The sequence below is a fragment of the Paraburkholderia fungorum genome, assembly GCF_003610895.1.
GTDB classification, from domain to species: Bacteria; Pseudomonadota; Gammaproteobacteria; order Burkholderiales; family Burkholderiaceae; genus Paraburkholderia; species Paraburkholderia fungorum_B.
In genome coordinates, this window is sequence record NZ_MCAS01000001.1 from 358,776 (window position 1) to 384,398 (window position 25,623).

General features: G+C 54.3%; 17 protein-coding genes. 13 read left to right on the forward strand and 4 right to left on the reverse strand.

Going from position 1 to position 25,623, the window contains the following annotated elements; genetic code table 11:
• Positions 1-51 precede the first annotated feature (51 nt).
• On the reverse strand, positions 52-825 hold the full coding sequence (locus BCY88_RS01505; protein ID WP_120342499.1) for an SDR family oxidoreductase: 774 nt from the start codon (positions 823-825) through the stop codon (positions 52-54).
• Positions 826-1,161: 336 nt separating this feature from the next.
• Between BCY88_RS01505 and BCY88_RS01510 the strand changes: the two genes are divergently transcribed.
• The 3 genes from BCY88_RS01510 (at position 1,162) to BCY88_RS01520 (ending at position 4,296) form a co-directional block, all read left to right on the forward strand.
• A complete protein-coding gene (locus BCY88_RS01510) occupies positions 1,162-2,394 on the forward strand; it encodes an ABC transporter substrate-binding protein (protein ID WP_120342500.1) in 1,233 nt (410 codons plus the stop codon).
• 163 nt (positions 2,395-2,557) lie between these two features.
• Positions 2,558-3,448 carry a carbohydrate ABC transporter permease gene (locus tag BCY88_RS01515; protein ID WP_120342501.1) on the forward strand — a complete coding sequence of 297 codons (891 nt, stop codon included), beginning with the start codon at positions 2,558-2,560 and terminating at the stop codon, positions 3,446-3,448.
• Positions 3,445-4,296: a carbohydrate ABC transporter permease gene (locus BCY88_RS01520; RefSeq protein ID WP_120342502.1), complete on the forward strand. Its 852-nt coding sequence runs from the start codon at positions 3,445-3,447 to the stop codon at positions 4,294-4,296. The genes BCY88_RS01515 and BCY88_RS01520 overlap by 4 nt, the downstream gene beginning before the upstream one ends.
• A gap of 499 nt (positions 4,297-4,795) precedes the next feature.
• Here the strand turns inward: BCY88_RS01520 and BCY88_RS01525 are convergent, their stop codons facing one another.
• Positions 4,796-6,634 (reverse strand): retron Ec67 family RNA-directed DNA polymerase/endonuclease, encoded by a 1,839-nt coding sequence (locus BCY88_RS01525; RefSeq protein WP_147408487.1) that lies wholly within the window; start codon positions 6,632-6,634, stop codon positions 4,796-4,798.
• A gap of 669 nt (positions 6,635-7,303) precedes the next feature.
• Between BCY88_RS01525 and BCY88_RS01530 the strand changes: the two genes are divergently transcribed.
• From BCY88_RS01530 to BCY88_RS01540, 3 genes are all read left to right on the forward strand, one after another.
• Positions 7,304-8,503 carry an SIR2 family protein gene (locus BCY88_RS01530; protein ID WP_120342765.1) on the forward strand — a complete coding sequence of 400 codons (1,200 nt, stop codon included), beginning with the start codon at positions 7,304-7,306 and terminating at the stop codon, positions 8,501-8,503.
• The gene (locus BCY88_RS01535; protein WP_120342504.1) at positions 8,500-10,290 is read left to right on the forward strand and encodes an ATP-binding protein; all 1,791 of its coding nucleotides are present in this window, start codon (positions 8,500-8,502) and stop codon (positions 10,288-10,290) included. The genes BCY88_RS01530 and BCY88_RS01535 overlap by 4 nt, the downstream gene beginning before the upstream one ends.
• Before the next feature lie 723 nt (positions 10,291-11,013).
• Complete coding sequence (locus BCY88_RS01540; RefSeq protein WP_120342505.1) at positions 11,014-11,466, forward strand: DUF3828 domain-containing protein; 453 nt, start codon at positions 11,014-11,016, stop codon at positions 11,464-11,466.
• Positions 11,467-11,510: 44 nt separating this feature from the next.
• On the opposite strand, the gene BCY88_RS01545 is transcribed toward BCY88_RS01540, so the two are convergent.
• Positions 11,511-12,083 carry a P-loop nucleotide/nucleoside kinase family protein gene (locus tag BCY88_RS01545; protein ID WP_120342506.1) on the reverse strand — a complete coding sequence of 191 codons (573 nt, stop codon included), beginning with the start codon at positions 12,081-12,083 and terminating at the stop codon, positions 11,511-11,513.
• A 577-nt stretch (positions 12,084-12,660) separates the two neighbouring features.
• Here BCY88_RS01545 and BCY88_RS01550 point away from each other — a divergent pair.
• The 3 genes from BCY88_RS01550 (at position 12,661) to BCY88_RS01560 (ending at position 14,948) form a co-directional block, all read left to right on the forward strand.
• Positions 12,661-13,173, forward strand: coding sequence for a hypothetical protein (locus BCY88_RS01550; RefSeq protein WP_120342507.1), 513 nt, complete (start codon positions 12,661-12,663; stop codon positions 13,171-13,173).
• A 239-nt stretch (positions 13,174-13,412) separates the two neighbouring features.
• Positions 13,413-14,414 (forward strand): RDD family protein, encoded by a 1,002-nt coding sequence (locus tag BCY88_RS01555; protein WP_120342508.1) that lies wholly within the window; start codon positions 13,413-13,415, stop codon positions 14,412-14,414.
• Positions 14,415-14,606: 192 nt separating this feature from the next.
• A complete protein-coding gene (locus BCY88_RS01560) occupies positions 14,607-14,948 on the forward strand; it encodes a hypothetical protein (RefSeq protein WP_120342509.1) in 342 nt (113 codons plus the stop codon).
• Between the two features lie 453 nt (positions 14,949-15,401).
• Here the strand turns inward: BCY88_RS01560 and BCY88_RS01565 are convergent, their stop codons facing one another.
• Positions 15,402-20,312, reverse strand: coding sequence for a hypothetical protein (locus BCY88_RS01565; protein ID WP_147408488.1), 4,911 nt, complete (start codon positions 20,310-20,312; stop codon positions 15,402-15,404).
• A 587-nt stretch (positions 20,313-20,899) separates the two neighbouring features.
• Between BCY88_RS01565 and BCY88_RS01570 the strand changes: the two genes are divergently transcribed.
• The 4 genes from BCY88_RS01570 (at position 20,900) to BCY88_RS01585 (ending at position 25,568) form a co-directional block, all read left to right on the forward strand.
• The gene (locus tag BCY88_RS01570) at positions 20,900-21,367 is read left to right on the forward strand and encodes a hypothetical protein (protein ID WP_120342511.1); all 468 of its coding nucleotides are present in this window, start codon (positions 20,900-20,902) and stop codon (positions 21,365-21,367) included.
• A gap of 474 nt (positions 21,368-21,841) precedes the next feature.
• Entirely contained in the window at positions 21,842-23,008 is a 1,167-nt protein-coding gene (locus BCY88_RS01575; protein ID WP_120342512.1) for a hypothetical protein, read from the forward strand.
• Between the two features lie 101 nt (positions 23,009-23,109).
• A complete protein-coding gene (locus BCY88_RS01580) occupies positions 23,110-23,730 on the forward strand; it encodes a LuxR C-terminal-related transcriptional regulator (RefSeq protein ID WP_404935661.1) in 621 nt (206 codons plus the stop codon).
• A complete protein-coding gene (locus BCY88_RS01585) occupies positions 23,640-25,568 on the forward strand; it encodes a sensor histidine kinase (protein WP_120342514.1) in 1,929 nt (642 codons plus the stop codon). Before BCY88_RS01580 ends, BCY88_RS01585 begins: the two co-directional genes overlap by 91 nt.
• Positions 25,569-25,623: the final 55 nt, after the last annotated feature.

The following is a 25,623-nucleotide window of genomic DNA, read 5'->3' on the forward strand; positions in this document are numbered from 1 at the left end:
GTTAAAGCGGGTTAAAGCGGGTTAAATCAGGTTAAAGCGGGGCAAATCAATTCAAAGCGATTCCAGCGTCAGTTCTTCCGCCATCAAGCGGTTGCCGGCCATCAGCCCACCGTCGACCGGCAACGCGACGCCGGTAATCACACGCGCCATTGGCGAGGCGAGAAACATCACCGCATCGGCGATGTCGTCGGGCGTCGCGAAGTCGCGCAACGGGTACCACTTCTTCAGATCCTCGAAGACCTGCGGATTCTTGTCGACGCGCGCCTGCCACGCCTGCGTCTTCACCGTGCCCGGACAGACGATGTTCGCGCGGATGCCAAAGCGGCCCAGCTCGATCGCCAGCGCCTTCGTGTAGCTGATGAGCCCCGCCTTTGCCGCGCTATATGCCGGATGCCCGAGCGCGGCCATGCCGTTCACCGATCCGATCAGCACCAGCGCGCCCTTCTGCCGTTCGATCATCGAGGCGCGCACCGCTTCCACCGTGTGATACGTGCCGTTCAGATTCAGGTGGATGTCGCGCTGCCAACTGGCCGCATCGGTCGTAGCGAGCGTCATCCCCTTGGCGGCGCCCGCGTTGGCGACCAGCACGTCCACCGGACCGCGCGCCTTGACCGCAACGGCCACCGCCTGCTGCACTGCGGCAGCGTCGCCGAGATCGACCGCGATCGGCGTGACATGCGCCTCGCCGAGTTGCGCCACCAGGGTGCGAAGGGCCGTCGCGTCGATATCGAGCGCCAGCACGGTGTCGCCCTGCTCCACGAAGCGCTTGCACAACACGCTGCCAATCCCGCCGCAAGCGCCCGTCACCAACACCACACGATTCATGTCCGACCTCGCTCCTCAACCGCGTTGCAACACCGGTTTAGCGTGTAAATTTCCTACAAATCCGGTGTCGCGCAGTTGTCTAGTCATCCCGAAGATTGGATATTCGTGACTTCGCGTTACGCAGAATACCCCTGCTTTACAGCATCTTATGCACAAAACCCGCCAAGAAAAAATATGGCAGACCCTACGTGACAAGCTATTTTGCGTCATGTAGGATTTTTTCAAACAATTTCAACCAACGCGGCCGGCGACGGCAGCAGACCACCCCCACCACCATCGGATGGGACCGGAGCAAGCACTAACCCGCTAACTCCGATCGACACAGGAGAGAGAGAAATGTCGTTGCATGCCCGTGCTTCCCTCGCGCTCGGCAAAGTTGCCGTGGCGCTCGCGTTTGCAGGTATCGCCGTCGCGGCTCACGCCGACACGGTTCGCGTGACGGTCGCGCACTACAGCGATGCGACCGCGCCGTACTTCGAAAAGATGGCCCGTAACTTCGAGAAAGCCAATCCCGGCACGACGATCAAGATCGAAGACGTGAACTGGGACACGCTGCAACAGAAACTGCAAACGGACATCTCCGGCGGCGCCAACGCCGATCTGGCGATCGTCGGTACGCGCTGGCTGCTCGACTTCGTCAAGGACGACGTAGCCGAGCCGCTCGACGGCTACATGGACGCCAGCTTCAAGAGCCGCTTCATTGGTCCGTTCCTCGCACCGGGCGAGATCAACGGCAAGGTGTATGGCCTGCCGATCGCCGCTTCCGCGCGGGCGCTTTACTACAACAAGGATCTGCTGGCGAAAGTCGGCTATCCCGACGGCCCGAAAACGTGGAATGACGTGATCGACGCGTCGAAGAAACTGAAGGCACAAGGCATTGCCGGCTTCGGTTTGCAAGGCAAGGAAATCGAAACCGACGTCTACTATTACTACGCGCTGTGGACCAATGGCGGCGACGTGGTCGGCAAGGACGGCAAGGCAGCGTTCAATTCGCCGGCCGGCATCAAGGCCGCTACGCTCTACAAGACCATGATCGACCAGGGTTTGACGCAGCCTGGCGTGACCGGCTACAGCCGTGAAGACGTGCAGAACCTGTTCAAGCAGGGCCGTGTGGCGATGATGATCTCCGCACCGTTCCTCGCCAAGCAGATCAAGAAGGAAGCACCGAATCTGAAGTACGGCATCGATCCGATCCCGATGGGCACGACGCACGCCACGTATGCGGTGACTGACTCGATCGTGATGTTCAAGAACTCGAAGGTGAAGAAGTCCGCCTGGAAGTTCCTCGACTATCTGTTCACGAAGGAACCGCGCGTCGAGTTCACGACGACCGAAGGTTTCCTGCCGACCACCAAGGCCGAGGCAACCGATCCGGCATTCAACGATCCGGACACCAAAGCTTTCGTCGCGCTGCTGCCGACGGCTCACTTCGCGCCGACCGTGACCGGTTGGGAAGACACCGCGAAGGCTGTGACCGATGCAATGCAATCGATCTACCTGGGCAAGGCAACGCCCGCCGACGCTTTGAATGCCGCGGCAACGCAGGCGAACAAGTCGCTCGGCAAGTGAAACGCGTAGTCTCGTAGCGATTCGCTGAAATTTGCTGAACACGGAACGCGCGCCGCCGTTACGAAGGCGGCGCGCGTTTCGGTTGTCATGGATGTAATGCACTATCCGGCCCATCCCGTCGCGCCTCTTTTTCAATGAGGACGCGTCTTACGATCGAGCACGCATGAGCCGTTCCGCTTCTTCGCGCCTGCAGGCGCCCTGGTTGCTGATTGCGCCGAGTCTGGTATTGGCGCTTTTCATCATCAGCTATCCAATTTTCAACATCGTGTGGCAATCGCTGCACGACGTCTCGCGCTTCGGCGCGATCCGCGATTTCACCGGACTGCAGAACTTCATTACGATTTTCACCGACCCAGCGTTTCTCGCTGCTGCTAAGCGGACGATTGTCTGGACCGTGTGCGTGGTGGGCGGCACGGTGCTGATTTCGGTGCCGGTCGCGCTGATTCTGAATCAGGACTTCTATGGACGCGGCGTGGCGCGCACGATTGTGATGCTGCCGTGGTCCGTCTCCCTGACGATGACCGCCGTGGTGTGGCGCTGGGCCTTCAACGACGACTACGGCATGGTCAATGTGACGTTGCAACGGCTGGGCTTGATCAACGGTCCGATACATTGGCTCGCGACGCCGGAGCTCGCGTTTCCGGTGGAGATCGCGGTTGGTATTCTGGTGTCGATTCCATTTACGGTGACGATTCTGCTGGGCGGATTGTCGTCGGTGCCGGGTGACATTTACGAAGCCGCGCGCATGGATGGCGCCAGTGCGTGGCAGCAGTTTCGCAAGCTGACGATGCCGCTCCTGCGGCCGTTCATCAACATGACGATTCTGTTGAACGTGATCTACGTGTTCAATTCTTTCCCGATCATCTGGGTGATGACGCAAGGCGGGCCGGATAACGGCACGCATATTCTTGTCACGTATCTCTATGAGCTTGGGTTCCGGCTGGGCCGTCCCGGCGAAGCCGCGGCGGTATCGCTGATCATGCTCGTCATGCTGTTCGTTTTCTCGATCGCTTATCTGCGCCTGCAGCCCGCGAAAGAAGGAGAGACGTCATGAGTCTCAGCGTCAAGATGAAGCGCTCGCTGTGGTGCTGGTTGGCACTGTCGCCGTTGATTGTGGCGGTGCTGTTTCCGTTTGCTGTGATGCTGTTTACTGCTTTGAAGCCGGCTACGGAGATCTTTGTTTATCCGGCGCGGTGGTTGCCTGTGCATTGGCAGTGGAGCAATTTTTCGGATATGTGGGTTGCGGCTAACTTTGGGGTCGCGCTGAGGAATAGCTGTGTGATCAGCTTTTTGTCGACTGCGTTGGCGCTGGCTGTGAGCTTGCCGGCGGCTTATGCGTTGGCCAGGTTTCCGTTTCGTGGGAAAGGGTTGTATTCGCAGTTTCTGCTGGTGACGCAGATGTTGTCGCCAATCTTGCTGGTGGTTGGCTTGTTCCGGCTCGCAGCGATGATTCCTTATGGGGATGGGAATCTGGTTGACTCCAAGATTGGCGTCATCGTTTCTTATGCGGCTTTTAACATCGCGTTTGCGGTTTGGATGTTGTCTTCTTACTTTCAGACGGTGCCGAGGGATCTGGAGGAGTCGGCGTGGTTGGAGGGGTGTGGGAGGACCAGGGCTGTTTTTAAGGTTTTTCTACCGCTTGCCGTGCCAGCGATTGTTGTTACTGCGATCTTTACGTTTATCAATGCGTGGAATGAGTTTGCGGTGGTTTATACGTTGATTCGGTCGCCGGAGAATAAGACTCTTACCGTTCAAGTGACCGATATGGTGGCTGGGAAGTATGTTGTTGAGTGGCATTTGGTGATGGCCGCTACTCTCTGTGCGACTTTGCCGGTTTCTGTTGTGTTTGCCTGGTTGCAGCGGTTCCTGGTTAAGGGGTTGGCTTTGGGGGCGGTGAAGTAGGTTTTTTGAGGCGTGGTCGGGTTGGCTGCTGCTGTGAAACCGTTCTGGTGGACCAGCGCCGCCGTTCGGCGCTATCCGCAACGCAGCTTATCAAGTGGTCCCATTCGATATTTGCAAACGGCTGATATTCGGCCTTAGCCGGCGGTCGTCCGTCGAAGCGGATATGCCGGCTCTCTGAGGCTCACCGGTCGTTGGTCAAGCGCCATCGGCGAACGACCGCTACCGAGTTCAACGAATGGGTAGTTTCGACCCGATACGGACAGCCACGTAATTCGCTCTGAACGTCCGTTAGTGCGCGACAATCGCACGAATTTTCGATGTCGAGCGGAACGAAGGTCATGAAAAAGCTAGGCCCGCTACGCGCGTCTGGAGACGAGCCGGATGCACGCTGACCGAATAACTACCGTGCTGACTCCCGGCGAGAGCGATTGGCCCTACCCATCGAACATGCCGTCGCATGTGAGTTTCGTTGTTCCAATTGAGCAGCCGACTGTAGCCGTTAGGGAGGGCTGGGCACGATGGCGGCCATCGTGCCCTTATAGTGATCAAACGCCGCAATTATGTTTGCTAGCAGCGGATGAAAACCGGTCCAGTCCAACTCTTTCGCTTTGGGTGCGACAAATTCGAATGCAAATGGTGCTTTTCCGACAGATGTCGAACTGTCCGCATCCTTTGAAAAATCAAACGTCTTGCCGTTGTGTCCTTTTGCGAGATCCAACGGAGAGAATAGACCTTCGGTATCCATTTTATCCAAGCCATTTCGAGGCACTAGTACGACATAAAGATTCCCAAAGACGTGGATGAAAGGGTCATCCCGGTCGCACGCTTTACCCGAACAGTCTTTTATTGCCTTCAAGACTTCCGTGGCGCCGCTATCATTATCCACGACAAACACCACCGGTTTATCGCCGCATGGTGATTGAAATTTTTTTGATTCCTTGTGGTACGTTCTGATTAAATTGCTTAAGTTAGGGCCACCGCCACTTGCCACGCCAAGTATTGCCGCCGTCGAGAAATTCGGCATATACACATGCTCTTTCTTTTTATGTTTTCGGTCGTATTTGAAAAACTGGAATGCCAAAATATCTTTTCCAGCGTCATTCTTTTTTATTAGCTGCGGAAACACCGCTTTGCTTTGATGAACCGCACTGCTTATATAGACAATGTCGGTCTTTCCTTCACAAACTACCAATGGTGTAGTAGTTCTGTAAAAGCGAGTATAGAGCAAAAATTTTCGGTATATTGTCAAATTCCGTAGCGGCAACGGATCAGGGGTCGTTTTCCCAGACAACTGGTACGGAGGGAGATGATTGTGAGGATTGTTTTTCAACTCGGTTCGAAAAACGCTGTCGACGGAATGAATGAATCCGAGCATCCCATGCAATTGCTCCGGCGTTCCATCTTTTTCGGAAACAATTTCGTTACCGTCTCCACCCTTAAGGGTCGATCTAATTTTATAGCTTCCGCGATTAACCAAGGAAAAAACATAAGCGCGTACCAGGTGTCGATATTCAGAGGTTACATTAACCTTCTCATTGACGACGAGCCCCGTGACTTGCTGTCGAGAGTTCTTGCATTGCATCCTCGTTTTTCCATCGTTAATCACGAAGCCGCACAGCGCAACTAATCTGCGAAGCTCCTTCCCGAGTACCCATTTATCCGAAGTCGATTTATCAAGAAAGCCTATTTGCGATGGAAATTCTTTTTTATTTGTGGAAAACGTGATATCGTCCGCATATCTCGTATAATGACATCCATTCTTCTGGGCAAGGCGAGATAAATGGGAGTCTAGAATCCCAGCGATAAGATTTGAAATAACGGGAGAGCAAGGACTTCCCTGAGGTAGCACTCCGTCAACACATGCAATATGTGCTATCGTGGTCGCGACATCTCTGTGAAATTTAAAATTCCTGTCATTAATTAGAAAGCCACGAATTCTTTGCCCTGTGATTGTGGGGAAAAAATCCTGCAGATCAAGATTGAGAACATATCGCTTGTTTCGGTGTGCCGAAGCATTTGTCAATATGCTTTTATTGGGGCAAAACCCATGCGAGGATTGGTTCTCTCGGCCAGTGATTCTGCTAACATCAGAAATGCAGTTCTGAAGCCGGTTTGCAAGTCTTCGCTGGAGTGATTTAAGCTCTTTTATCGGCGCGCGAATTTCACGGGTCCCGCCGCTCCGTTTCGGAATGGAAAAGGTTGCGTACTTGCCTGCATCCTTTTTTACGTACAGAAGGTACGTAAGGTGCTGATGCTTGATATCAAGTAGGTTCGCAAGCGCTTCACGTGAATGTGCCGCTTGAAAGCGCTCTAAGGTCGTTATTTCCGGAACCAACATCGAGAAAGTGGCCTCGCAGACACTCAATCGCCAAGCGGCGATATCGTACAGGTCATCGTCTCCTCGTCAGGTGCATACGAGGGCATAGGTCCTCACATTGTTGCCAAGTGCCACGATTACATGGCAGAAATTCTGTCTGCGAGACCGAGGAAGATTGTAACGGATTATTCAGGAGCGTTCTATTTGCAGTTGAAATTACGCGCGCCAACCTAGCCTGATTTAAGAGCCGTTCCAATTCTTGGCAATTGGGCCATCAACACGAGGGCACGCAGATTCTCCCGGCAGTCTGCGAGCATGCAGTGCCCCTTGGTGCGCGAGTAAGTAATGTCTCTTACCTGCGCGAAGCGGACCTTTGAATGTCCGACAGGGTCGTTGGTCCAACGCCCGGAATTGGCCGTTAGTACGCGTCCACGCAGCTCGTCCGAAAGCTGCCGGTGAGGATCCAACGTTCACTCTGCGGGACGCTCATCGAGCCGGTACTAACGGCCATAAAGCGACGGTCGTTCGACGGCGGCTTATGATTGGAACTCGACGCGTTGCGGTCGCTTGACCCATTCGGCATCGACTACGGGGCATCACCCGCAAACGGTAGACCCTCTAGGTGCTCTTTGCTGTCGCGTCGCTTCATGGCACGATCTATGTTGCGAACAAATGGGCAGGGAGATGCCAGTGATTTCAATCGGGGATATCTACGACAAGGATATAAATTTCCTCTTCGGATCAGGGGCGTCCATTGGCCTGCTTCCGACGCTGCAGCTCCAGATGCGAACAGGCGTAGGCGAAGCGAGGTACTCGCTTGAGGAGTTGGCCACTAAGTTCGAGCAGGACGATGGTGACCGCCGGCGCCTCGTGCCGCTGTTCATGCACTACTACTCGTCTTGCATCAGACCCGCGGAACGGCTCACCCTCGAGACCGCTGTCAGCACCGAAGCGGGCGCGCAGACCATCAAAAACTACCGAACCTTCCTGACCACGGCGTTGGAGATGGTGAGTCGCCGCAAGGCACTCGACAGACGCTGCAATATCTTCACGACAAACTACGACGGGTGTTTCCCGCTGGTGGCCGACGAACTCATCAAAGAAGGGCGCACTGACTTCGTGCTGAATGACGGTGCTCGCGGTTTCAGCAAACGCATCTTGCACGCCCGCAATTTTGGGTCGTATCTGTGCCAGACAGGCGTCTTCGGGCGCTACCAAAGCAGCACTCCCCAGGTCAACCTGATCCACCTCCACGGGTCGGTCTACTGGAGCAAGGCAGGCTCGGCGATCCAGGTCAGCTACGACACGGAGGACCGTGAAGACCTGCTCGATGCCGGCACCGCCGAATTACTGCAGCCGTTCTCCGCCGCGCTAAACAACCCTGATGCCGAACTTGCTCAGTTGCCCGGCACCGGAATCGACAACGAGGTGCTGGAGGCGTTCTGGGCGAAGTACGAGCGCATGCCCATCGTAAATCCGACCAAGTGGAAATTCCACGAGACGGTGTACGAGGAGCATTACTACCAGATGCTGCGCCTGCTCAGCTATGAGCTAGAGAAGCAAAACGCTGTGCTTATCACCTTCGGCTTCTCCTTCGCAGACGAGCACATCCTCAACCTCGTCATGCGGTCCCTCTCCAACCCAGGGCTGCAGGTCTTCATTTGCTGCTACAACACGTCTGGGCGCGCAGCCATGGAAGAAAAGTTCAAAGGCCATCGCAACGTGAAGTGTTTGGCTCTGGACGGCGAGAACATGGACTTCACCGCCTTCAATCAGAGGGTGCTGGTCTGGCCGGAGGCTGTTGCCTCGACGCCAGCGGTGGCTCCGCCGCTTCCCGCGGACTCCGCTGTGCCTGCTGTGCACGGTAACGGTGAGGACTTGGTCTTATGAGCATCCGTGTTGGCGAGGTCATTGCCGTTCAAGGGACCAGGGTGGTTCTGAAGATCGACGAGCAGTCCAGCAAGGAGACACTCTTCCACGACGGCGACAAGTACAAGGGAGTCTCTATCCGAGAGTACCTGTCGATCCAGCGCGGTTTCCGCGACATCATCTGCATGGTCGAGGGTGAGTACCTGGACGAGAGCCGGGTTGAAACGCGGGACGGCAAAGCAACCTTCATTCGCAAGGTAGAGGCCAGGCCCATCGGCTTCTTCGACCGTAGCGGCTTCACGCAGGGCATCAAGTTTCTGCCGATGATCCAGGATGCGGCCTACCTGCTGACCGAAGACCGCATTAGGTCTATCTTCGACCGTAAGGCCGACAGCAGCTTCAAGATCGGGCAGATGCTCAAGGAAGAGATTGCGGTCGGGCTGCCTTGGAAGCGGCTGTTCAACAGCCATATCGGCATATTCGGGAACACAGGCAGCGGGAAGTCGAACACACTGGCCAAGCTCTACACTGTGTTGTTCGACCAAAAGCTGCCGCGCATCGCGGGGAAGAGCCGTTTCGTCATCCTCGACTTCAACGGCGAGTACGGGGGGGAACAACTCGCACCTGCGGCCCATAAAAAGGTGTATCAACTGTCGACTCAGGAGCAGCCCGGCGGCGCCAATGCTGGGGACAAGTTTCCCTTGGCACCTACAGAGTTCTGGGACCTTGAGACCCTTTCGCTCTTGTTCCAGGCCACGATGAACACCCAGCGTCCGTTCCTAAGCCGAGTTCTTACGGGTAAGGCGCGGTTTGACGATCAGCAAGGTTCGCTTGACACATACGCGAAGAGCAAATTCCGGCAGGCGTTTTGTGCGGGCGAGGTCAGGCCTGCAACGCTTGACTTGATGCGGGTCGTGGCGCGGCGAATTAACAACCAGGCTTTGGATGATTTGCTCAGGCAGGTGAACTGGCATCAGCGGGCCGGCAGATTCACGCGCAACGGTGTGTTCTTCGATGCGGAAGGGGAAAACTATCACCACCATATCGCTCCTATCGTAGACGCGCTGGATACCTCCGCACTGGATGACTTCGATCAGTTGATCGTCCGGGTCAACCTGCAACTGATGTCCGACCTGAATGCCGGGTTCGTCCAGTTCGAGCACATTCAACCCCTGCTCAAGCGCGTGGAGTCCTCGCTGAAGAGCATGCGCCGGGTACTGAGCATCGCGAATGTAGCGGTAGACGAGAAGGTCTTGACCGTGATTTCCTTGCGCCGGTGCAACAACGAGGTCAAGAAGGTCCTGCCGTTGCTGTTCGCGAAGCACTACTACAACGCCCATAAGACGACGGTGGCTAACCCTCCAGACCGCACCGTCCATCTCATAGTCGATGAGGCGCACAACATCCTTTCCGAGCAGTCAACGCGGGAGAGTGAGAGCTGGAGGGACTACCGGCTCGAACTCTTCGAGGAAATCATTAAGGAGGGCCGCAAGTTCGGCATTTTCGTAACCATTGCTAGCCAGCGTCCGGCTGACATATCGCCAACCATCGTCTCGCAGTTGCACAACTTCTTCATCCATCGCTTGGTGAACGACAGAGACCTGTTTCTCATCGACAACACCATCTCTACGCTGGACGCCTTATCGCGCAGTCTCATCCCTGGACTGTCCCAAGGGTGCTGCGTGGTCACTGGAACCGCGTTTGAGCTTCCGATGATCATCCAGGTGGATCGCTTGCCAACCGACAAGCAGCCAGCCAGCGAGGACGTTGATCTTGAAAAGCTATGGAGCGAGGCCCCGGCGGTCTAGCGCCATAAAAATCTGGTGAATTAGGTTTCTGCGGATTCCCGCGCAGGACGGGTTGTTGGATACGAGCGATTTTCGTCACTCAACTCCTTAGCGGCACCGATGACAGACAAGACGTTGCACACGAGGGATCGATTGTGGTCCCTCGATTGATTCGTGGAATCTTGGTAGCAAATTGATGGAAGAGAGTGGCCGCCAGCGTAACGATTTCAACAGCCGCTATGCGACTGTCACCGGACTTCCTCGCCGGAATATTGAACGACGGCAAAGGGTCGTGAAGACTCCCTCGTCAACAGAGATAGGAGACATTCGCTGGCACGGGTTTGCGAATGTCCGTGAAGGGAACTTGAGCCGCCGCAGAGCCGTTGATCGGCGACCATCGGCTTAGGCCGAACAACTGACTTTCATGTGGTGGTTGAATTCGGCCGCTCTTCAACGAGGCTTATCATTGACACGATGCTGCATGATTAACAACGGTCTTTTTTGTAAGCTAACCGCCGCGGCGCCGCGATGAATAAAGGATCCAGACCTGTTACCAGCTTTGCACTCGGCGGGTCAGAGTTTTTCAAAAGCTACCGGTGAAGATCATCAGCTTCATATCGAGAACTACCAAAACGCTGCGGCTTCTGAAGGGAGCCACGAACACGCCCGGCGATGCCTGCCATTAATAGGCTAGAACACAATGCAGCCGGCATACAGTATCTACCGATACAACTGAGACGAAAGATGAAGAAGCTATTGACCCTCGCCGTATCGGTTTTGCTGCTGGTTAGCGGGCTGCTTCTCCAGCAAAGAGCGTTCGCTGATAGCGCGACTCCCGACGCAAGCACGAAAGCGTTTTACGCTTGGTATATCAAGCTGGAATCCAAAGACACCTATCCTTTGCTGGACAAGGGCATCTATGTTTACGTGACCAAAACCACGGTCGACAGACTCCGAAGCGCATACCGCCACAACAGGCTGCCAGGAGACGCCGACTATTTCACGAAGGTTCAGGACTACGACGAACAGGACTGGTCGAACAACATCGCAACACATCAAGCGATCATGCTCGACGACGTTGCGGTTGTTCCGGTTACTTTCGGCTCGAAAGACAAGATCAGTGTGTTGGTGTTTCTGCGCAAGCAAGGCGACGGATGGAAGATCACGAAAGTCGATGACACGCTCGATTATCAATAGTCACGCTTAACACCCGCGGCCGGTTGCAGTCAAAAGGATTGCAGCTACCCCAACAATCCGATGTCGTCCACGCTCCGGCAACGGATATTCCCAGTCTCGTCGTACACCACGATGTCGAATCCTTCGCTTGACGCGGGCGGGACGAAATGGCGGGTGATTAGCTCATACTGCGCTTCGGATGTCTGGAACGGGTGTTCGCCTGACGCGTTCCTCGTCCTTAGACGAGCTTTGCAAACTTCATCGCTCACATCCAGATAGTGAAGCCGATGATCGCACCCGGCGGTCCGAAATAGAGAGTGTCCCCATGCACGGGTGTTGGTTGTATTAAACGGGAAATCCAGAACCACCGACGTTCCCGCCGAAAGGAGCGCTTGAATGTGGTCAGTGAGGACGGCCTTAACGCGTCCGGCACAGCGCACATAGTCTGCGAGGGTATGGATTTCGCCCGGATAAAGATGTGCCATCCATACATCTTCGCTGATCAGGATCGCCCGCTGGTCCTTCACCAGGCGGGCGGTCAGCGTGGACTTGCCCGAGGCAATTTTGCCGCAGACCATATGGAGAACGGCTGCGTTATTAGCGGCAACACCCTCAACTCCCCTGCTCTCACTCGTCATTTCCAGGCACTCCGATTAAGGCCCAGAAAGCAAAAACCCGCCTTCTGGGCGGGTTGTGATTGCGTATGGTCAACCCAATAGCTATCCCGCCGAGACTGTCGCGGCGCTAATAATCGAGTTGATCTGAGATTGGTTCATGTGTCAAAGCATACGGCAGTGGATGAATCGAGACAAGCAAGACTTGCACTGAATAGTCCAATCACCAGGAAACGACCAAAGCAAAGTGTCCCTCGTGGCTAAAGTCCGCCATAGAAAAGCCGATATCAGGTAATGGAAGCAAGCAGACGCTCGACGCCCGCGTTAAATAAATGCGATTTGATACTGATTGCGTAACGCGAGACACAACGCGGGCGCTCCTGTGTCGAAGCGAACGGTTATCGCAAGAGCGAAAATCTTGCAACCGGCAATCGAAGAGCTATGGCGTCATTTACTTCAGCTTGTCCGGTCGAAGATGCTCAATAAGCCACGTTAGAGCGAGCAAATCCGAGCGAACTTCCCGCAGCACTTTCAACAACAACGCCGGGGCGCAAAGGGCATCCAGGATGACCACGCGACCGCCAGCCACCAGATAAACATCATGCACTTTCGTCACATCGCCGCGGTTTGCGCGGCCGTCCCTTTGTTCGGTTGCGCGCCTTTCCACGATTCCCGTCCCGTCGCACAACAGCAATCCGATCTACGCGCCGCAACAGACGCATTGGTCGGCACCTACGACGTCGTCGACAGCCGGCAGAACAACCGTCACTTCACGAGCGTCGTGGTTCGCAAGTCCACTAGCGCGTACGGTCCGGACGTGACGATGATTAACGAGGCCTCTCAGGCTGCCGTCCTGCGAGGCAGCAAAAAGTGCCTCGGCTATGTTGTGCCGGCTCGATCATATGCATCCGTAATGTGCGACTCACCGGCCTACGGAGTCAATTTCTACAACCTTGGTTCGGTAACGGATTTGGACCAGACGGTCAAAGATGGTGGCGTCATCAAAATGTTTCCGGACATGACGGTCCCGCCGGGCGATTTCCTTCTGGAATACGCCGAAGACATGAACGGTCGGGTGCATTATCTCGTCCTGTCGAAGAAAACGACACCCTGAACCAAGTTCACCATCGTGTTTCTTGATGGGACGAGTCTTCCAGGAATGTTGAGATCTATATCGGCATCGCGGAGAAAGTCAAATAATCGACGGCGTGCAAGCAAGGAAACCAGAGTCGTCCGACTGTCCCCGAACTTGTGGTTAACGAGACACGTGACGTCGGAAACTGAATGTCGGTCAGGTGACTGACGTTTTCAGCCTGTCAGCGCCTAGGCAACGACGGATACAAGTAAACAGACATGACAACAACCGAAAATACAGTAGCCGAAAGCGTTGCAGCGCCCAGCGGCGAGATCGCAGGGTTTTGGCGTAGGACGGCGGCGTTTGCTATCGACTGCCTCCTGCTTGGTCTGATCGGGTTGGCGCTCGCCGTCTTATTCTTTGACCAGTTGGCCACAATCGGACAGTGGGGACGGTTGATTGGATTTCTAATTGGCTCGATCTATTTCGGCCTGATGGAAGGCCACGCCGGCAGGTGCCAGTCACTCGGAAAGCAGGCGTTAAAAATTAAGGTCGTCAGGTGTAACGCGGACGGGATTGCAACGCTGAGCGTGACACAAGCGTGTCTACGCTATGCAATTGTTGCTGTTCCGACCGTTCTCGGCGGTATAGGGTTTATCGACCTTCCAGTGCTGAGTTCGCCCAATACGGCATGGATCGTGTGGGTTAACTCATTCGTCGTATTTCTATGGGGTGCGGCACTGCTATATCTGCTTGCATTCAACCGACCAAGCCGACAATCGTTGCAAGACCTGGCGGTATCGAGTGTCGTCGTCCGACAGTCCACGCAGCAGGCACAAGTTGTTCAGGTTCGCAGGAAGCACTGGGTCGCGCTGGGTGCGTTCGCCGGCCTCATACTGCTCGCGAGTCCGCTCGCAAACCGGTTTCTAGCGTCGAAGCTAGCGGATCTGGAGCAAATCCAGCGTGCAACGTTGTCGATCCCCTCGGTCCGGCAAAGCAGTGTCACGGCGAATAGCATCGTTCATGTCGGATCGTCGGGCGATGCACCTCACACCGTCACCACCATTTCTGTTGTGAGCGGCTCGCCGATGCTGCAAACCGAACAGGGTACACATGCGATAGCGCGAGCCGCTTTTGGTGCGTCGCCAATGCTCGCAAAACAGGACATCGTTACGATTGTTTCCGTTCGCGTTGTCGACCTCGGTATCGCCTCCTGGCGAAGACAGTATTTTGAAAGTTGGCCGGGCCGCCAATGGCCATCGAAGATGAAATCCCCATGAGCGTCGCGCCGCTCGACTTACGTCCTTTACCTGACGCGCGCGCCGTAAATGATCTTCGCGCAACTTCGTGGGATGCTGTGCAGTGGTCAACGGTCAGTTGGTGCAGCGAGGAAGTTCGTCGACAATTGCGCAAACCCTCACGCGCAAAGAGACCGCGATTCTCAAGAAACGACCATTACCGGAGTAACTCGCATGAGCTTTCACACGCAAGTTTGGGTCCATCCGTTCGACGGCGAAGCGCTGGCTATATCGAGCGTCCAGAATGAGATTACGAAGTCTCTTGATGAACGTGCTCTGAGCCACGATGTCCTGAAGAATTTGTTCGAAGCGTGTGGGTCGGCGCTGCCGGCGTCATCGCCCACTTTATTCTTTCTTGATAGCTGGTCGGTTGCCGATCTGTTCGGCGAAGTTGCTCGATGTCTACCGCACGCGTCGTTTGGGGTAAAGGGAGTCGGGGAAGAAACGCGTGACGTATGGGTGCGAGAGTATGCCGATGGAGCTGCGACGTTCGAGGCTGGGCCGTTCCATGAATGAGGTAGACGTTGGCAAACCACGTTCGAACATGCGACGTGGTGACGAACGTCTGCTGTCGAATTGATCCGGTGTGCGCAGTGGGTCGCTTGACGCAGATCGCAGATCGCAGATATGCAAGCTTCGGAAAGTATACGCATCGAGTGAAGTGACGCGCGGCCAATTTCAGAATTGATGCAGGCCTGCTTTTGCAGTTCGACGTTTTTGCTCAGACGATGGTCGCGGATGAAACCGTGCGGGGGTGTCCTCGTCATAACACTTCATCCGCGGCCATTCGGCTTGCACACAGCGATATGCAACGTTCGTCGTCAACTATTGACACCCTCCGGCAATCGGAAAAGCAACAACCTCTAAATAGATTGCATTGCCCGCCAAAATGACCGGTGCACGTCTCCCGTCGGCTCCCACTGCCCCGCTTCAAATCGCCGCGATCCCTAGCCGATTGTGAATCAGCATCTAAAGCGTGAGGGAATGGTAATGAATCCGAGCGCCGCCCACGGTTCGATCTTCCCGGACGAATGGCTCCAAATTCGCCCTCACTCGGGTCAACTCGTCCCCGAACAACGTTGATATTTCCGAAAGCTTGCCCGTGCCGATAGAGCCGATTGAGGTTCCGAGTCGTAGCCCGCGGCCACCTGCGACTAACCATCGGTCGTGGATGGGCGCCTTGGCACCGTCAGCGTAAGAAACACCAATGATCTTGGTCGTTGGAAGATCTTGATCCATCATTAAATTCCAGCGCTCCCAAAACGCTTCTGCCGTTAAAGCAGATTTTTCAGCCAAAAACCGTTTTGCCGTTATAATTGTTAAACTGCTCCCCGGACAATTGGACAGGACAAGTTTAAAAATATCAATTTCATCAGGTCCAAAATAGGGATCGCACAGCCAAACATCGCTATCACATAACGATAGCCACTCCCCTATAAAATCAAGTGCAGCTTCCCTATTATTCACACCGATCTGTACGGGCTCAATCTCCGAACTAGAAGTAATCTTTTTAGTTTTTCGAGCAGTAATTCGCGAAGTAATATTTTCCGCTAGCTCACATGTGAGCAAAACCTGTTCGACCAACGAATCCATTTGCTGCGAGCCTTGCTCACTCTTTGAAAACTTGCGCGCAAGATTCTCGATATGCCAAGCTAAAACAGGATATGCGTCAGAAAGCGGCAGAGACGAAGATCTGTGTAGGTAGCCAATCATCAATTCAGGGGCCTTCGTTTCAAGTCGCCCAGTCATTAATCCAGCAACATTCATCCAAGCCGCTTCCGGCAAGTGTTTGACCTCACTCTTAGCGATATCATCCGGACTCTTAGCGTTAGCAAGTTTCTTTTTCACCTTCAAGGTGCGAAGACGTTGACGCACTTCCAATCGAGCTGTAGCGCGCGCAGGGTCTTGATCGATCAGTTCAAGTAATTCGTTTGCAAATTCAGGGCTGATTTTTTCCGCAATATCGACAATTCGACGTCGGCTTTGTTTTGCGATGTCCTCATCGTGAGCTTTAAGCGTCATCAGCATTGCCGATCGCAGTTGCTCTTTCGCAAGGTTTACACCAGCCCCTCTCGCGTTCTTAGAGACTTGAATGAGTCTATTTATTTGATCAATTGGAGAGGGTAGCGTTTTAAAAAGCTCGTTTACCTCGGTTCTCAGAAGCGACGGCAACGAGTCAAATTTTGTCGGAACTAATTCCGCAAGTTCATACAGTACGAACCCTGCATCTGCCGCGTTAGGGATCGCACGGCCTCGAGTAGCCAAAGCCTGCCATTCAGTTATTTTCGTGTCTTCGCGGAGCGTCAAAATACAAGCTTCGCACAGAATTAAATAACCGTCATGTTTAATATTCTCAACATCCGGCAAATTTTCCCTAAAAAAAGTCGACAATCGAGTAGCAAGATCCTCACGTTGATTTCGCGTAAAACTTGTTTTGTTTACTTTCGAGGTAATAGTGGAACAAAGTTCATTTATGCACCAATAAATAGAATTATCGGTTTTAAGAGTTTCAATCAACGTGCAGGTCGATAGAGCATCACCATAGGTGATGCGAAATTTGTTAACTGCTTCGTCGAGCGATGGATCGCTTTTCGTTTCCCGCCTTAGTATCAAGTCGACCGTTTCTAACGATGCTGCCTCAGCATCGGCTAGGCTAAGCTCCTTGGCATAAGTTAGGGCAAGTTGCTGTTGGGTACAATACAAACTCGGGAAAGATAATTTTATTAGATACCGATGCAAATACTCGGATGAGCGACGTGCATCTTCTATTGCAGGAAGGGATTTGCTTTTCAGTAGTTTTAATGCTATATCAGCCCGGTCAGCCGTCCAAGCTTTACTCGCAAGATCACCGATAAGATCAATGCGGGCCGGGATTGACGGCACAAGATCTGCCAAGCGCAAAAACCGATCTAGCGGATCATCAATAACACACTTTGCGTTTAACGCACCGTGAAGTGCCCGAACGGCCAATCCAAGGCAAGCCATGAGGATAACAAAAAAATCATAAGTACAATATTCACTATTGTTGCGGAACTGTGAACCCCGCCCGTAATACGCATCGGCTAGAACCGGGGCTACTTTTGCCAACGACGAGGCCATTGCAAATGCAGGATTAACTCGGAGCCATGAGGCGCTGGCGAGAGCCAAGTCAGAGTCAAAAAGATCTAAGGACGGCATCGGACCTGGACATGAGGAGTTTGCCCAGATTTCGATTAAACGCGGCGTTATCCCGACTCGGAAGTCGGGATTGGGGCATTCCGCAATCGCAACAGCAAGCAAAGTAATCGAGTGCTCTTCAAGCACATATTTACGTTTGGATATAACTCTAACGAATCGCCCAAGCGCAGTATCCCTTGTTGCTCGTGTGTGAACTCTGGCAAGAGTATCCAATACGTTGCTTACGGTATCTCCCATTACACCGTCTTCATACAGCGCTTCCGCCACTTCACCGTATGCCAAATCGCGCCTTCCCATGAGGTTTAACCTTGCGCAGATAGACCACGCACCCGGCAAGTCTGTATTGGCAAACGCGCGCAATGCACCCTTGACTATTAGAAAGTGATCCGCCGAGTTTTCAAGGACTTGAGTAAGCAAACTCTGCAGATCCAATGTGATAAGTGCGCGAAAGCCCTGTTCAGCTTCGATACGAGCGTCCGGATCCATCAATCGAAGACCCTCAAGCAAAATAGCAAAACACTCGAGCTTAACCTCGGCATTATCCACACCGGTTAGTTCGAGATAAGTATCTACGACTCGCTCTATAGCCTTTTTTTCATCACCAAATGCCATTTCAGCGTGAGCAAGCGTTACTTGCAGGGACACGGAGTCGATCGACAAAGATGAGTCTTTTATAAGGCCGCGCTGACTATCTACCCGTCGAATCAAAGTCTCGACACGCGGAGATTTGGGTGCATAAGCGAGAGGTAGTGACAAGTTTCTAAGATCGCTCATCTTCGGACTGTACGCGGAGTCGTCGATCATGTAGTTGAGCGCGTACTCGACTACTTCGATGGCGTCCACGTCCTGTCTGTGACTGGACGCCCAAAAGCAAAGAAACGGCAGACGACGAACCGCGTCGAGCATTTGTGCAGAGGAGATAACCTGTGCGCTGGACATTGACGAAACGAGCGAGATCAGTTCCGAGATAAATCCTTGCATTTTTTCGTCGGAAATCTGCTTGCTGGCTTCATTTAGCGATGCTATGTTTTTCTCACCTTGACCCTTCGTTGCCGCAATTGCGAGACGAGCTACTGCGAACTGTTTATCCATCGTGTTGCCAGCATGCTCGGTCGCACCCACAACTATCGATAGAGCCAATCCTGCATCTACCGCCACCAATTCCGAGGCGATATCGATCGCGCGATCACCCAGATCAGCGAAATCAATCAATGACGCTGATTCCTTGATGAGCCTCAGAACCTCGACGTCGCATGGCTCTCCGGATTCCACTAGCTGCCGCGCATAAGTGCATAGAAAAGCAAAACGCTCCTCTCGTACCACCGAGTCTTGCGCGAGACCAAGTGCCGCCGCCGGACGCCCAAGAGCCACCAGCGCACGAATTTCCGCCTTCGCGCCCTCGGCACCTGCAAGACTTGCAAAGAGACTTCTCTTAATCGAAAAACCAAATACATCCGTTGCTTCTTTCAATAAGACCGCTGACTTAACACCAAGCTCTGCGCGAGTGCGAAGTGAGGCTATGGAGGAAGTACTGTCAAGCAAATGACTAAAATGTTCAGATGAAAGAAGTCTTACCAACTCGCGCGTTTGGCCAACTTGTTGATAATAAGTTGGCAGAAAGCGAAGAGCCACATGACTTTGTGGATTTGCGACCAGATATTCGATTTGTGAAGTCAGCGCCTCGCTTTTCATCGATGAAAGAATGTTACTAGCAAAGCGCCGATGTGCTTCCGAAGCAAACTCGACTTCATGCGTTGAATTGTTGATACTGATAAACGAAAATGTCTCGATTAATTTATCAAGTGCCGCCTTTTCCAAGCGTGCAACCTCAAGCAACTCGATTATCGGCAATTGTCTATTTGAAAATGCGAGAATTGCCAAGAGCCGTCTGGAGTCGTGAGTCAGCTGATCTATCGGCGCATATTCAAGTCGAATAAATTCAAGATATTTTGATGGCTCAGATTGAAATATTTCCTCAACCGAGACTCCAGTGTTTACAAGCCGCTTCACCGAAGCGAGTCGCGCCGGGATTCCGTCACACAATTTATATAAGGCTCCCAACTCATCCTCAGACAAATTGATGTCACCTAGAAAATCTTTCGTCTCTCCAAGGGAGAATTTCAACTGCTGATAATAACGAGCCTGAATTTTATGGATAAATGGCTCAAAATCCACTTGCTTCCCAACAACTAAAAATTTGAAATGTTCCCAACCGATCGGCAAAATCTCTTTAAAGATTGCATCAATTGCTCGAAAATCCTCCTTGGTGATCTGATGCAATCCGTCAATTGCGAAATAAAAAGGCTTTGACCGGCTTGCTCGACGACGAAGCCTGAACTGAAGTCTGTTAAATTCACTCTCATCGATCACATCCTTGTCGAATGAGACGCCGTCAAGATAGTATGTATACTGCTCCGCCAAGACAAGCCTGATGAAATCGGCACTATACGCGATACGGCTCGCCGGCTTAATAAACAAAGCAAATGAATTTTCCGGATTTGCCATGCAAAGCTGAGCGGCGGTAGTCGTCGTGCCACAACCTTCCTCGCTTTCCAAAAATAATACTGAAGTTTCATTTAACAAACTAGCGATTGTATCGATAAACGCACGCCTACCGACCAGCTTTGTTTTCGAAAAATCGGGAAACTCCCTCGCTGCCATGTATGGAAAAAACGGTTGGCCTTCGTTTTTTTGTGCGTCCACGTACTTAACCCCAGTTTGATGTTGTGTAGTTGCTTTTCAATAAGTAATGTACCCCATCTGCAATATCTGGTGGAGACATTCACTTAAAAGAATTGTCTTTTCAGAGAGCTGAACTACTGGTGGTTGCCTGCGAAGGATGGCCCGCCGATGGTGGACGGCGGCCGCACGCAAGAGAATCTCTGTCACATGGACGACATGCGTGTCGCTGCAACAACCCAGCAACCAAAATCTCCTCCAGGTCTTGCGGAATTGGCCTTAGCACGCGTGTGTCATTTGAAGCCTTACCCAATCACTTAGCCTGCCGGGTTGAACGCTACACCGCCGCCATGACTTATAATCATTAAGCCATCGGGAAACACCCGACGGCCGGGTTTGACAGCCTGTGATCGTAACCGCACACCCGCTCAGGCGGGTCGTGCGTCTACCTCTGCACGTCTATATTTCAATGGGCGGGCCTTGGTGGGGGAGCCGCAAGGCTCGCCGGTTCGTTACGATCCCGGTCTGTCAACCTCACTTCGTGCCCGCTCACCCACTTCCCCAAGCAAGCGAGTGTCGGGCGATCCAGGAAGTATCAGGGAGGTCGCACCATGAGCAGCAAACCTACAAAAAAATCTCAACCCGCTTCACGCCCGTCTGTCGACGCGCTCCAGTACGAAAAGCTTGCGCTCTCCACCTTCGATCTATGCAACCGGCAGTTGAGTCAACTAAACACGCTGATTACACTTGCGTCCTCGATATGTAGGAATCCTGCCATCACGAGCGACGAAAGACGACGTCAGCAGACCATGCTTGAATTGCTTGTCGACACAGCAGAGCAATATCAGCGGGAACTCGAATGTGACCGCGAGCTCTACCAGGTGATCGCGCTCGATGCGAAGGGCATCCCTCAAAGTCGCATCACCGCGAACCGCGCAGCGCGTCTCCTTGCAGAGGCATCACAAATAGCGAGGCAGGAAACGCTGGCATCCACGAAGCCAAGTCTGAGCAAACAGACGTCACGCTCGACGAACGTAGAAGCAGACGCGACTCAACAATCGGTTCCCGTGCCGCACTAACCGTCGAAAACTGAACGACCTCAACCGTTCAGATTCGCAGGATGCCTGCCCGCAGCCACAAACATGATACGAACGCCACAAGCAGATGTGGGCAGGCGCCATATAAACCTAAGCACTTGTCCCGTGCCGCCTGGACCCCGCGCGCACTCGATGAACGCTGGGCGCCGGGCTGCTCAGCGTCTGGACGATCAGTTGCTGGTTCACCACCCTCTTCCGGGCTGGAATCCGGTGACGGCCACTACCCTATATAGGTAACGTTGCCGCCTTCGATCGCGTTTGCGAGGCTGCAGCGGTTCTTGGTGAAGCGGTTGGCGTTGAGGGCGTGAAGTCACGCCTTGAAATACTCCTTCGGGGATTTTTTACGAACCCGCCTTTTTTAATTACATAGCTTATTATTCCAGCAACAAAGCTGCGTTACTCTTACGGCAACTGCAGGCGCACTCCACATATCTTAAACAGCAGGCTTAATGACTCATGTCGACTGAATCTACAAGCGGCGAATCGCAGCCACCAGAAAAGGAAGAACAGACAGTTTTTCAATGGGCCGCCAAGGCCTTGGAGACCCATGCCAAAGGATTCCAGTATTCCGATAAAACAACATCGTTTGACTGCGGCGTCGCCCACGGGCTTGAAGACTTCACACGGGCTACGACCCAGACATCAATGGGAGAGGAGCATCGAACCTCTGCCGTTGTGGGCTTCATCGCAGCACATCTTTCCTGGTACAACTTGCTGGCCGAGATGTCGAAGGCTCCGCGGGCATTGAACTGTCAATGGGGTTCGTTTAAGAAAAGTGAAGAGACTCTAAATGGGTCTGATTTCGGGGTAGCGATCGAAATCGGCCCCGTCGACGGACGAGAAGGTCGCTTCTACAATCTGAGCTTTTTTCAGGCAAAAAATGGCTCTACGACCAAGCGGCCAGAGAGCGACGCGGAGGACAGGGAAGGTTTCGACATCAATCAGCCTCACACTGACTACGCGAAAACACCACGTGAAGCTGATGAAAGACTTGCAGCCTGGCTGGGAATCGACAATCAATCGACCCCATGGGAATCCTGGTTGGAAGTTCCCTCGCGGATGATGCATTCGCCGGACATCAAGCAGAATCACCAGATCGTTAAGCTGGCAGTGACAAATGCATATCTCACGCAATTGAACAATAAATCTCTGCCTCCTGCGCACCAAGACGAACAAGGCAGGACGAGCGCGGTAGAGCCTTCATACGTTCACTACGTAATATGGCGGAACTATGAACGTCCTGCGCGAATTGTTTCTCTGAACGCGATTAAATCACACCTTGCGAAACGAGAATTGAAGGATTTGACCATTGCGAGCGGCATCAAAGATCCCACATTGCATTTTGACCCGAAGCGTGCCACAAAAGCATTTGGTGATTTCCTACGTAGCGGACAAAACGCCAACGCAGTCGGCTGGGCTCTTATAGAGAAGCAGGACGTTATCGAAATGGTAAAAAATTGGCCTACCATCGGCACACGCTGGATGATTGTCGAGACACGCAGCGGAGGACTGGCCAATGAACTCGGCCTTGCATCACAGATCAATCGCGATCCCTATCGCGGCGAGCCAGTATCTATTCCCTCACCTGAAGCAACGCCCACGAATACGCCAGGAATGAAATGAGCATGCAATTCTAGTCCACTCCCCTACGCAACCCCATGCCGCAAGACCCCACCGATTCCGTCCTACCCGGCCCGCTCCTCATCGTCGAGGACGAGCCACCCATGCAAGCCCGGCTGCGAGCGATCCTCGCCACTCTCGGCTACACAGACGACATCCTGTCTTTCGCCGGCAGCATCGCCGAAGCCAACGCACTACTAGCCACCCAACCCTTCGCAATGCTGCTAGTCGACGTCGGACTCCCTGACGGTAACGGCATCGACCTGATCCGTGCCTTGCATGGGCAGGATGAGGCATTACCGATTCTGGTAATCTCCGCCTGGAGCACCGAGCAGGTGATCGTGACCGCCCTCCAGGCAGGTGCAACCGGCTACCTGCTCAAGGAACGCGACGACGTTGAAATCGCGATGTCGATCCGCAGCGCGCTGCGCGGCGGCGCGCCCATCGATCCGTTCGTTGCCCGACGTATTCTCGATCTGACCGGCTTCGCCAGGCGCCCTAACGCAACCCAGGCGAAACCGCCGACGCGCTCGCCGCTCAGCCCGAGAGAAATCGAAATCCTGGTGCTGGTCAACAAAGGGCTCACCAATCGTGAGATTTCCGATGTGCTATCCCTGTCCAGGCTAACGGTCGAATGTCACGTCAAGAACATCTACAAGAAACTGGCGGTCAACTCTCGCACGCAGGCCGTATTCGAAGCCCGTACGCATGGCTTGTTGCCCTGATCTGCACCCTCGTTGCGCTCCACGCTGGCGCGGCAACCGCCGGGCCGACGGCCCCCCCGGACACCCTCACCCATCTGCGTATCGAAGCGGCCCGCTCGGACTGGCAGGCCGATAGCCCGCCATCGACAGGCTGGGTTCCGGTAACGCTGCCCGACGACTGGTCCTCACGCTGGCCCGAGTTCGACGGCGTAGTCTGGTATCGGCTCTCATGGCAGCAAGCGGACGTAGCGCATCCTGCCGCGTTGATGCTCAACTACCTGAACATGGCCGGGGCGACTTATCTCAACGGCAGCTTGCTCACCCGCGACCGGCATCTGGTTGAACCGTTGACGCGCGCCTGGAACGTACCGCGCTACCAGGTCCTGAGCCCACCCTTGCTGCGCGAAGGCACCAATACGCTGCTCATCCGCGTGTCGGGGCTCTCGCAGTATCAACCCGGACTTGGAAACGTGTCGATTGGCGATCCAGCCGTGCTTGAACGTCGTTACGAAACCGAATACTGGCTGCGCCACGATCTGCAACTCTCCAGCCTTGCAGTAACAGCCACGCTCGGGTGCTTCTTTTTCGCGTTATGGCTGATGCGGCGGCAGGAAGCCGTCTATGGCTGGTTCAGTTTGATGTCGATCGCCTGGTGGTGGGTGGCGCTCAATCAGCTGGCAACGAGTCCATGGCCGTTTGCCAGCACGGACGCCTGGGAAAGCGCTAACTCGATCGCGTTGATGATTTACAGCGCCGCATTCACGATGTTCTCGATACGGTTTTGCGAGCGACGTTTGCCGCGCATCGAGACCGCACTCTGGCTACTCGTGGCCGCGGGCACCGCAGTCATGCTCGTGACTCCGCATAGCAATGCGGGCACCACGCGCGCTATCGTGACGATCGCGCAGGCCTGTAACTTCTTTGCGACCTGCTTTGTTTTTCTCTACGTCGCGTGGCGTCACGGCCGCACCGATCATCGCATCCTGTCGATTTGCATCGCCATTTTCCTGGCCGCCGGGATGCATGACCTGCTGACGTTCCTCGGCATCCTGCACGACAATCGCTACTACTCCGCCCTCACCTCGCAATTGCAGATGATCGGTATGGCGCTCGTGCTGGCCTGGAATTTCGTCGCCAATCTGCGCCGTATCGAGCGCTTCAACGAGGAGTTGAACATCACCGTCGAAGCGGCCAGGGCCGAACTGGCGAACACGCTGCACCGCGAGCACGAACTCGAAGTGGTCAACGTCCGGCTCAACGAACGGCTCAATCTCGCCCACGATCTCCACGACGGGTTAGGCGGCACGCTTGTCAGCAGCATCGCCACCCTCGAGCACGCGCCCCACGGCATCCCATCCGGACGCTTCCTGTCGATTCTGAAAGAACTGCGCGACGATCTGCGCATCATCATCGACACGGCCTCTAACCAGCGGCCCGGCGAGGCCTCGCTGGCCGATCAGATTGGTCCGCTGCGGCACCGGCTCACGAACTTGCTAGAGAGCCACGGCATAGCATGCCGCTGGTCGATTAGCGGTCTTGACCAATGCTATCTGCCGGCGTCGAAAAGCATCGACGTCATGCGGATTCTTCAGGAAGCGCTGACCAACGTCTTCAGACACAGCCGCGCAAGCCAGGTTGAGATCGACCTGCACAGCGACGAGCAGGAACTCGCGCTCGCCGTTCGCGACAATGGAATCGGCTTCGATCCCGCCGCGCTTGAGCAGCATGCCGGGACCGGCATGCGCAGTATGCAGGCGCGTGCGGCGCGGCTGGGTGGAACGCTGCACATTCGATCCGCTGGCGGCGTGACCGTATTGGATATGCAGGTCGCGCGAACCGAGACCGAGCGCCTTCAATAGGCAGCAAGCTCGCCCTCTTTTCATAGCGATGCTGCCTCATCGCGCGCGTACAGCA

Coding starts and splice junctions, on each gene's coding strand:
- BCY88_RS01525 (WP_147408487.1), bottom strand. CDS start 6,634: ATGTTGGTTCCGGAAATAACGACCTTAGAGCGCTTTCAAGCGGCACAT.
- BCY88_RS01515 (WP_120342501.1), top strand. CDS start 2,558: ATGAGCCGTTCCGCTTCTTCGCGCCTGCAGGCGCCCTGGTTGCTGATT.
- BCY88_RS01540 (WP_120342505.1), top strand. CDS start 11,014: ATGAAGAAGCTATTGACCCTCGCCGTATCGGTTTTGCTGCTGGTTAGC.
- BCY88_RS01560 (WP_120342509.1), top strand. CDS start 14,607: ATGAGCTTTCACACGCAAGTTTGGGTCCATCCGTTCGACGGCGAAGCG.
- BCY88_RS01555 (WP_120342508.1), top strand. CDS start 13,413: ATGACAACAACCGAAAATACAGTAGCCGAAAGCGTTGCAGCGCCCAGC.
- BCY88_RS01570 (WP_120342511.1), top strand. CDS start 20,900: ATGAGCAGCAAACCTACAAAAAAATCTCAACCCGCTTCACGCCCGTCT.
- BCY88_RS01580 (WP_404935661.1), top strand. CDS start 23,110: ATGCAAGCCCGGCTGCGAGCGATCCTCGCCACTCTCGGCTACACAGAC.
- BCY88_RS01550 (WP_120342507.1), top strand. CDS start 12,661: ATGCACTTTCGTCACATCGCCGCGGTTTGCGCGGCCGTCCCTTTGTTC.
- BCY88_RS01505 (WP_120342499.1), bottom strand. CDS start 825: ATGAATCGTGTGGTGTTGGTGACGGGCGCTTGCGGCGGGATTGGCAGC.
- BCY88_RS01585 (WP_120342514.1), top strand. CDS start 23,640: ATGTCACGTCAAGAACATCTACAAGAAACTGGCGGTCAACTCTCGCAC.
- BCY88_RS01510 (WP_120342500.1), top strand. CDS start 1,162: ATGTCGTTGCATGCCCGTGCTTCCCTCGCGCTCGGCAAAGTTGCCGTG.
- BCY88_RS01535 (WP_120342504.1), top strand. CDS start 8,500: ATGAGCATCCGTGTTGGCGAGGTCATTGCCGTTCAAGGGACCAGGGTG.
- BCY88_RS01545 (WP_120342506.1), bottom strand. CDS start 12,083: ATGACGAGTGAGAGCAGGGGAGTTGAGGGTGTTGCCGCTAATAACGCA.
- BCY88_RS01575 (WP_120342512.1), top strand. CDS start 21,842: ATGTCGACTGAATCTACAAGCGGCGAATCGCAGCCACCAGAAAAGGAA.
- BCY88_RS01520 (WP_120342502.1), top strand. CDS start 3,445: ATGAGTCTCAGCGTCAAGATGAAGCGCTCGCTGTGGTGCTGGTTGGCA.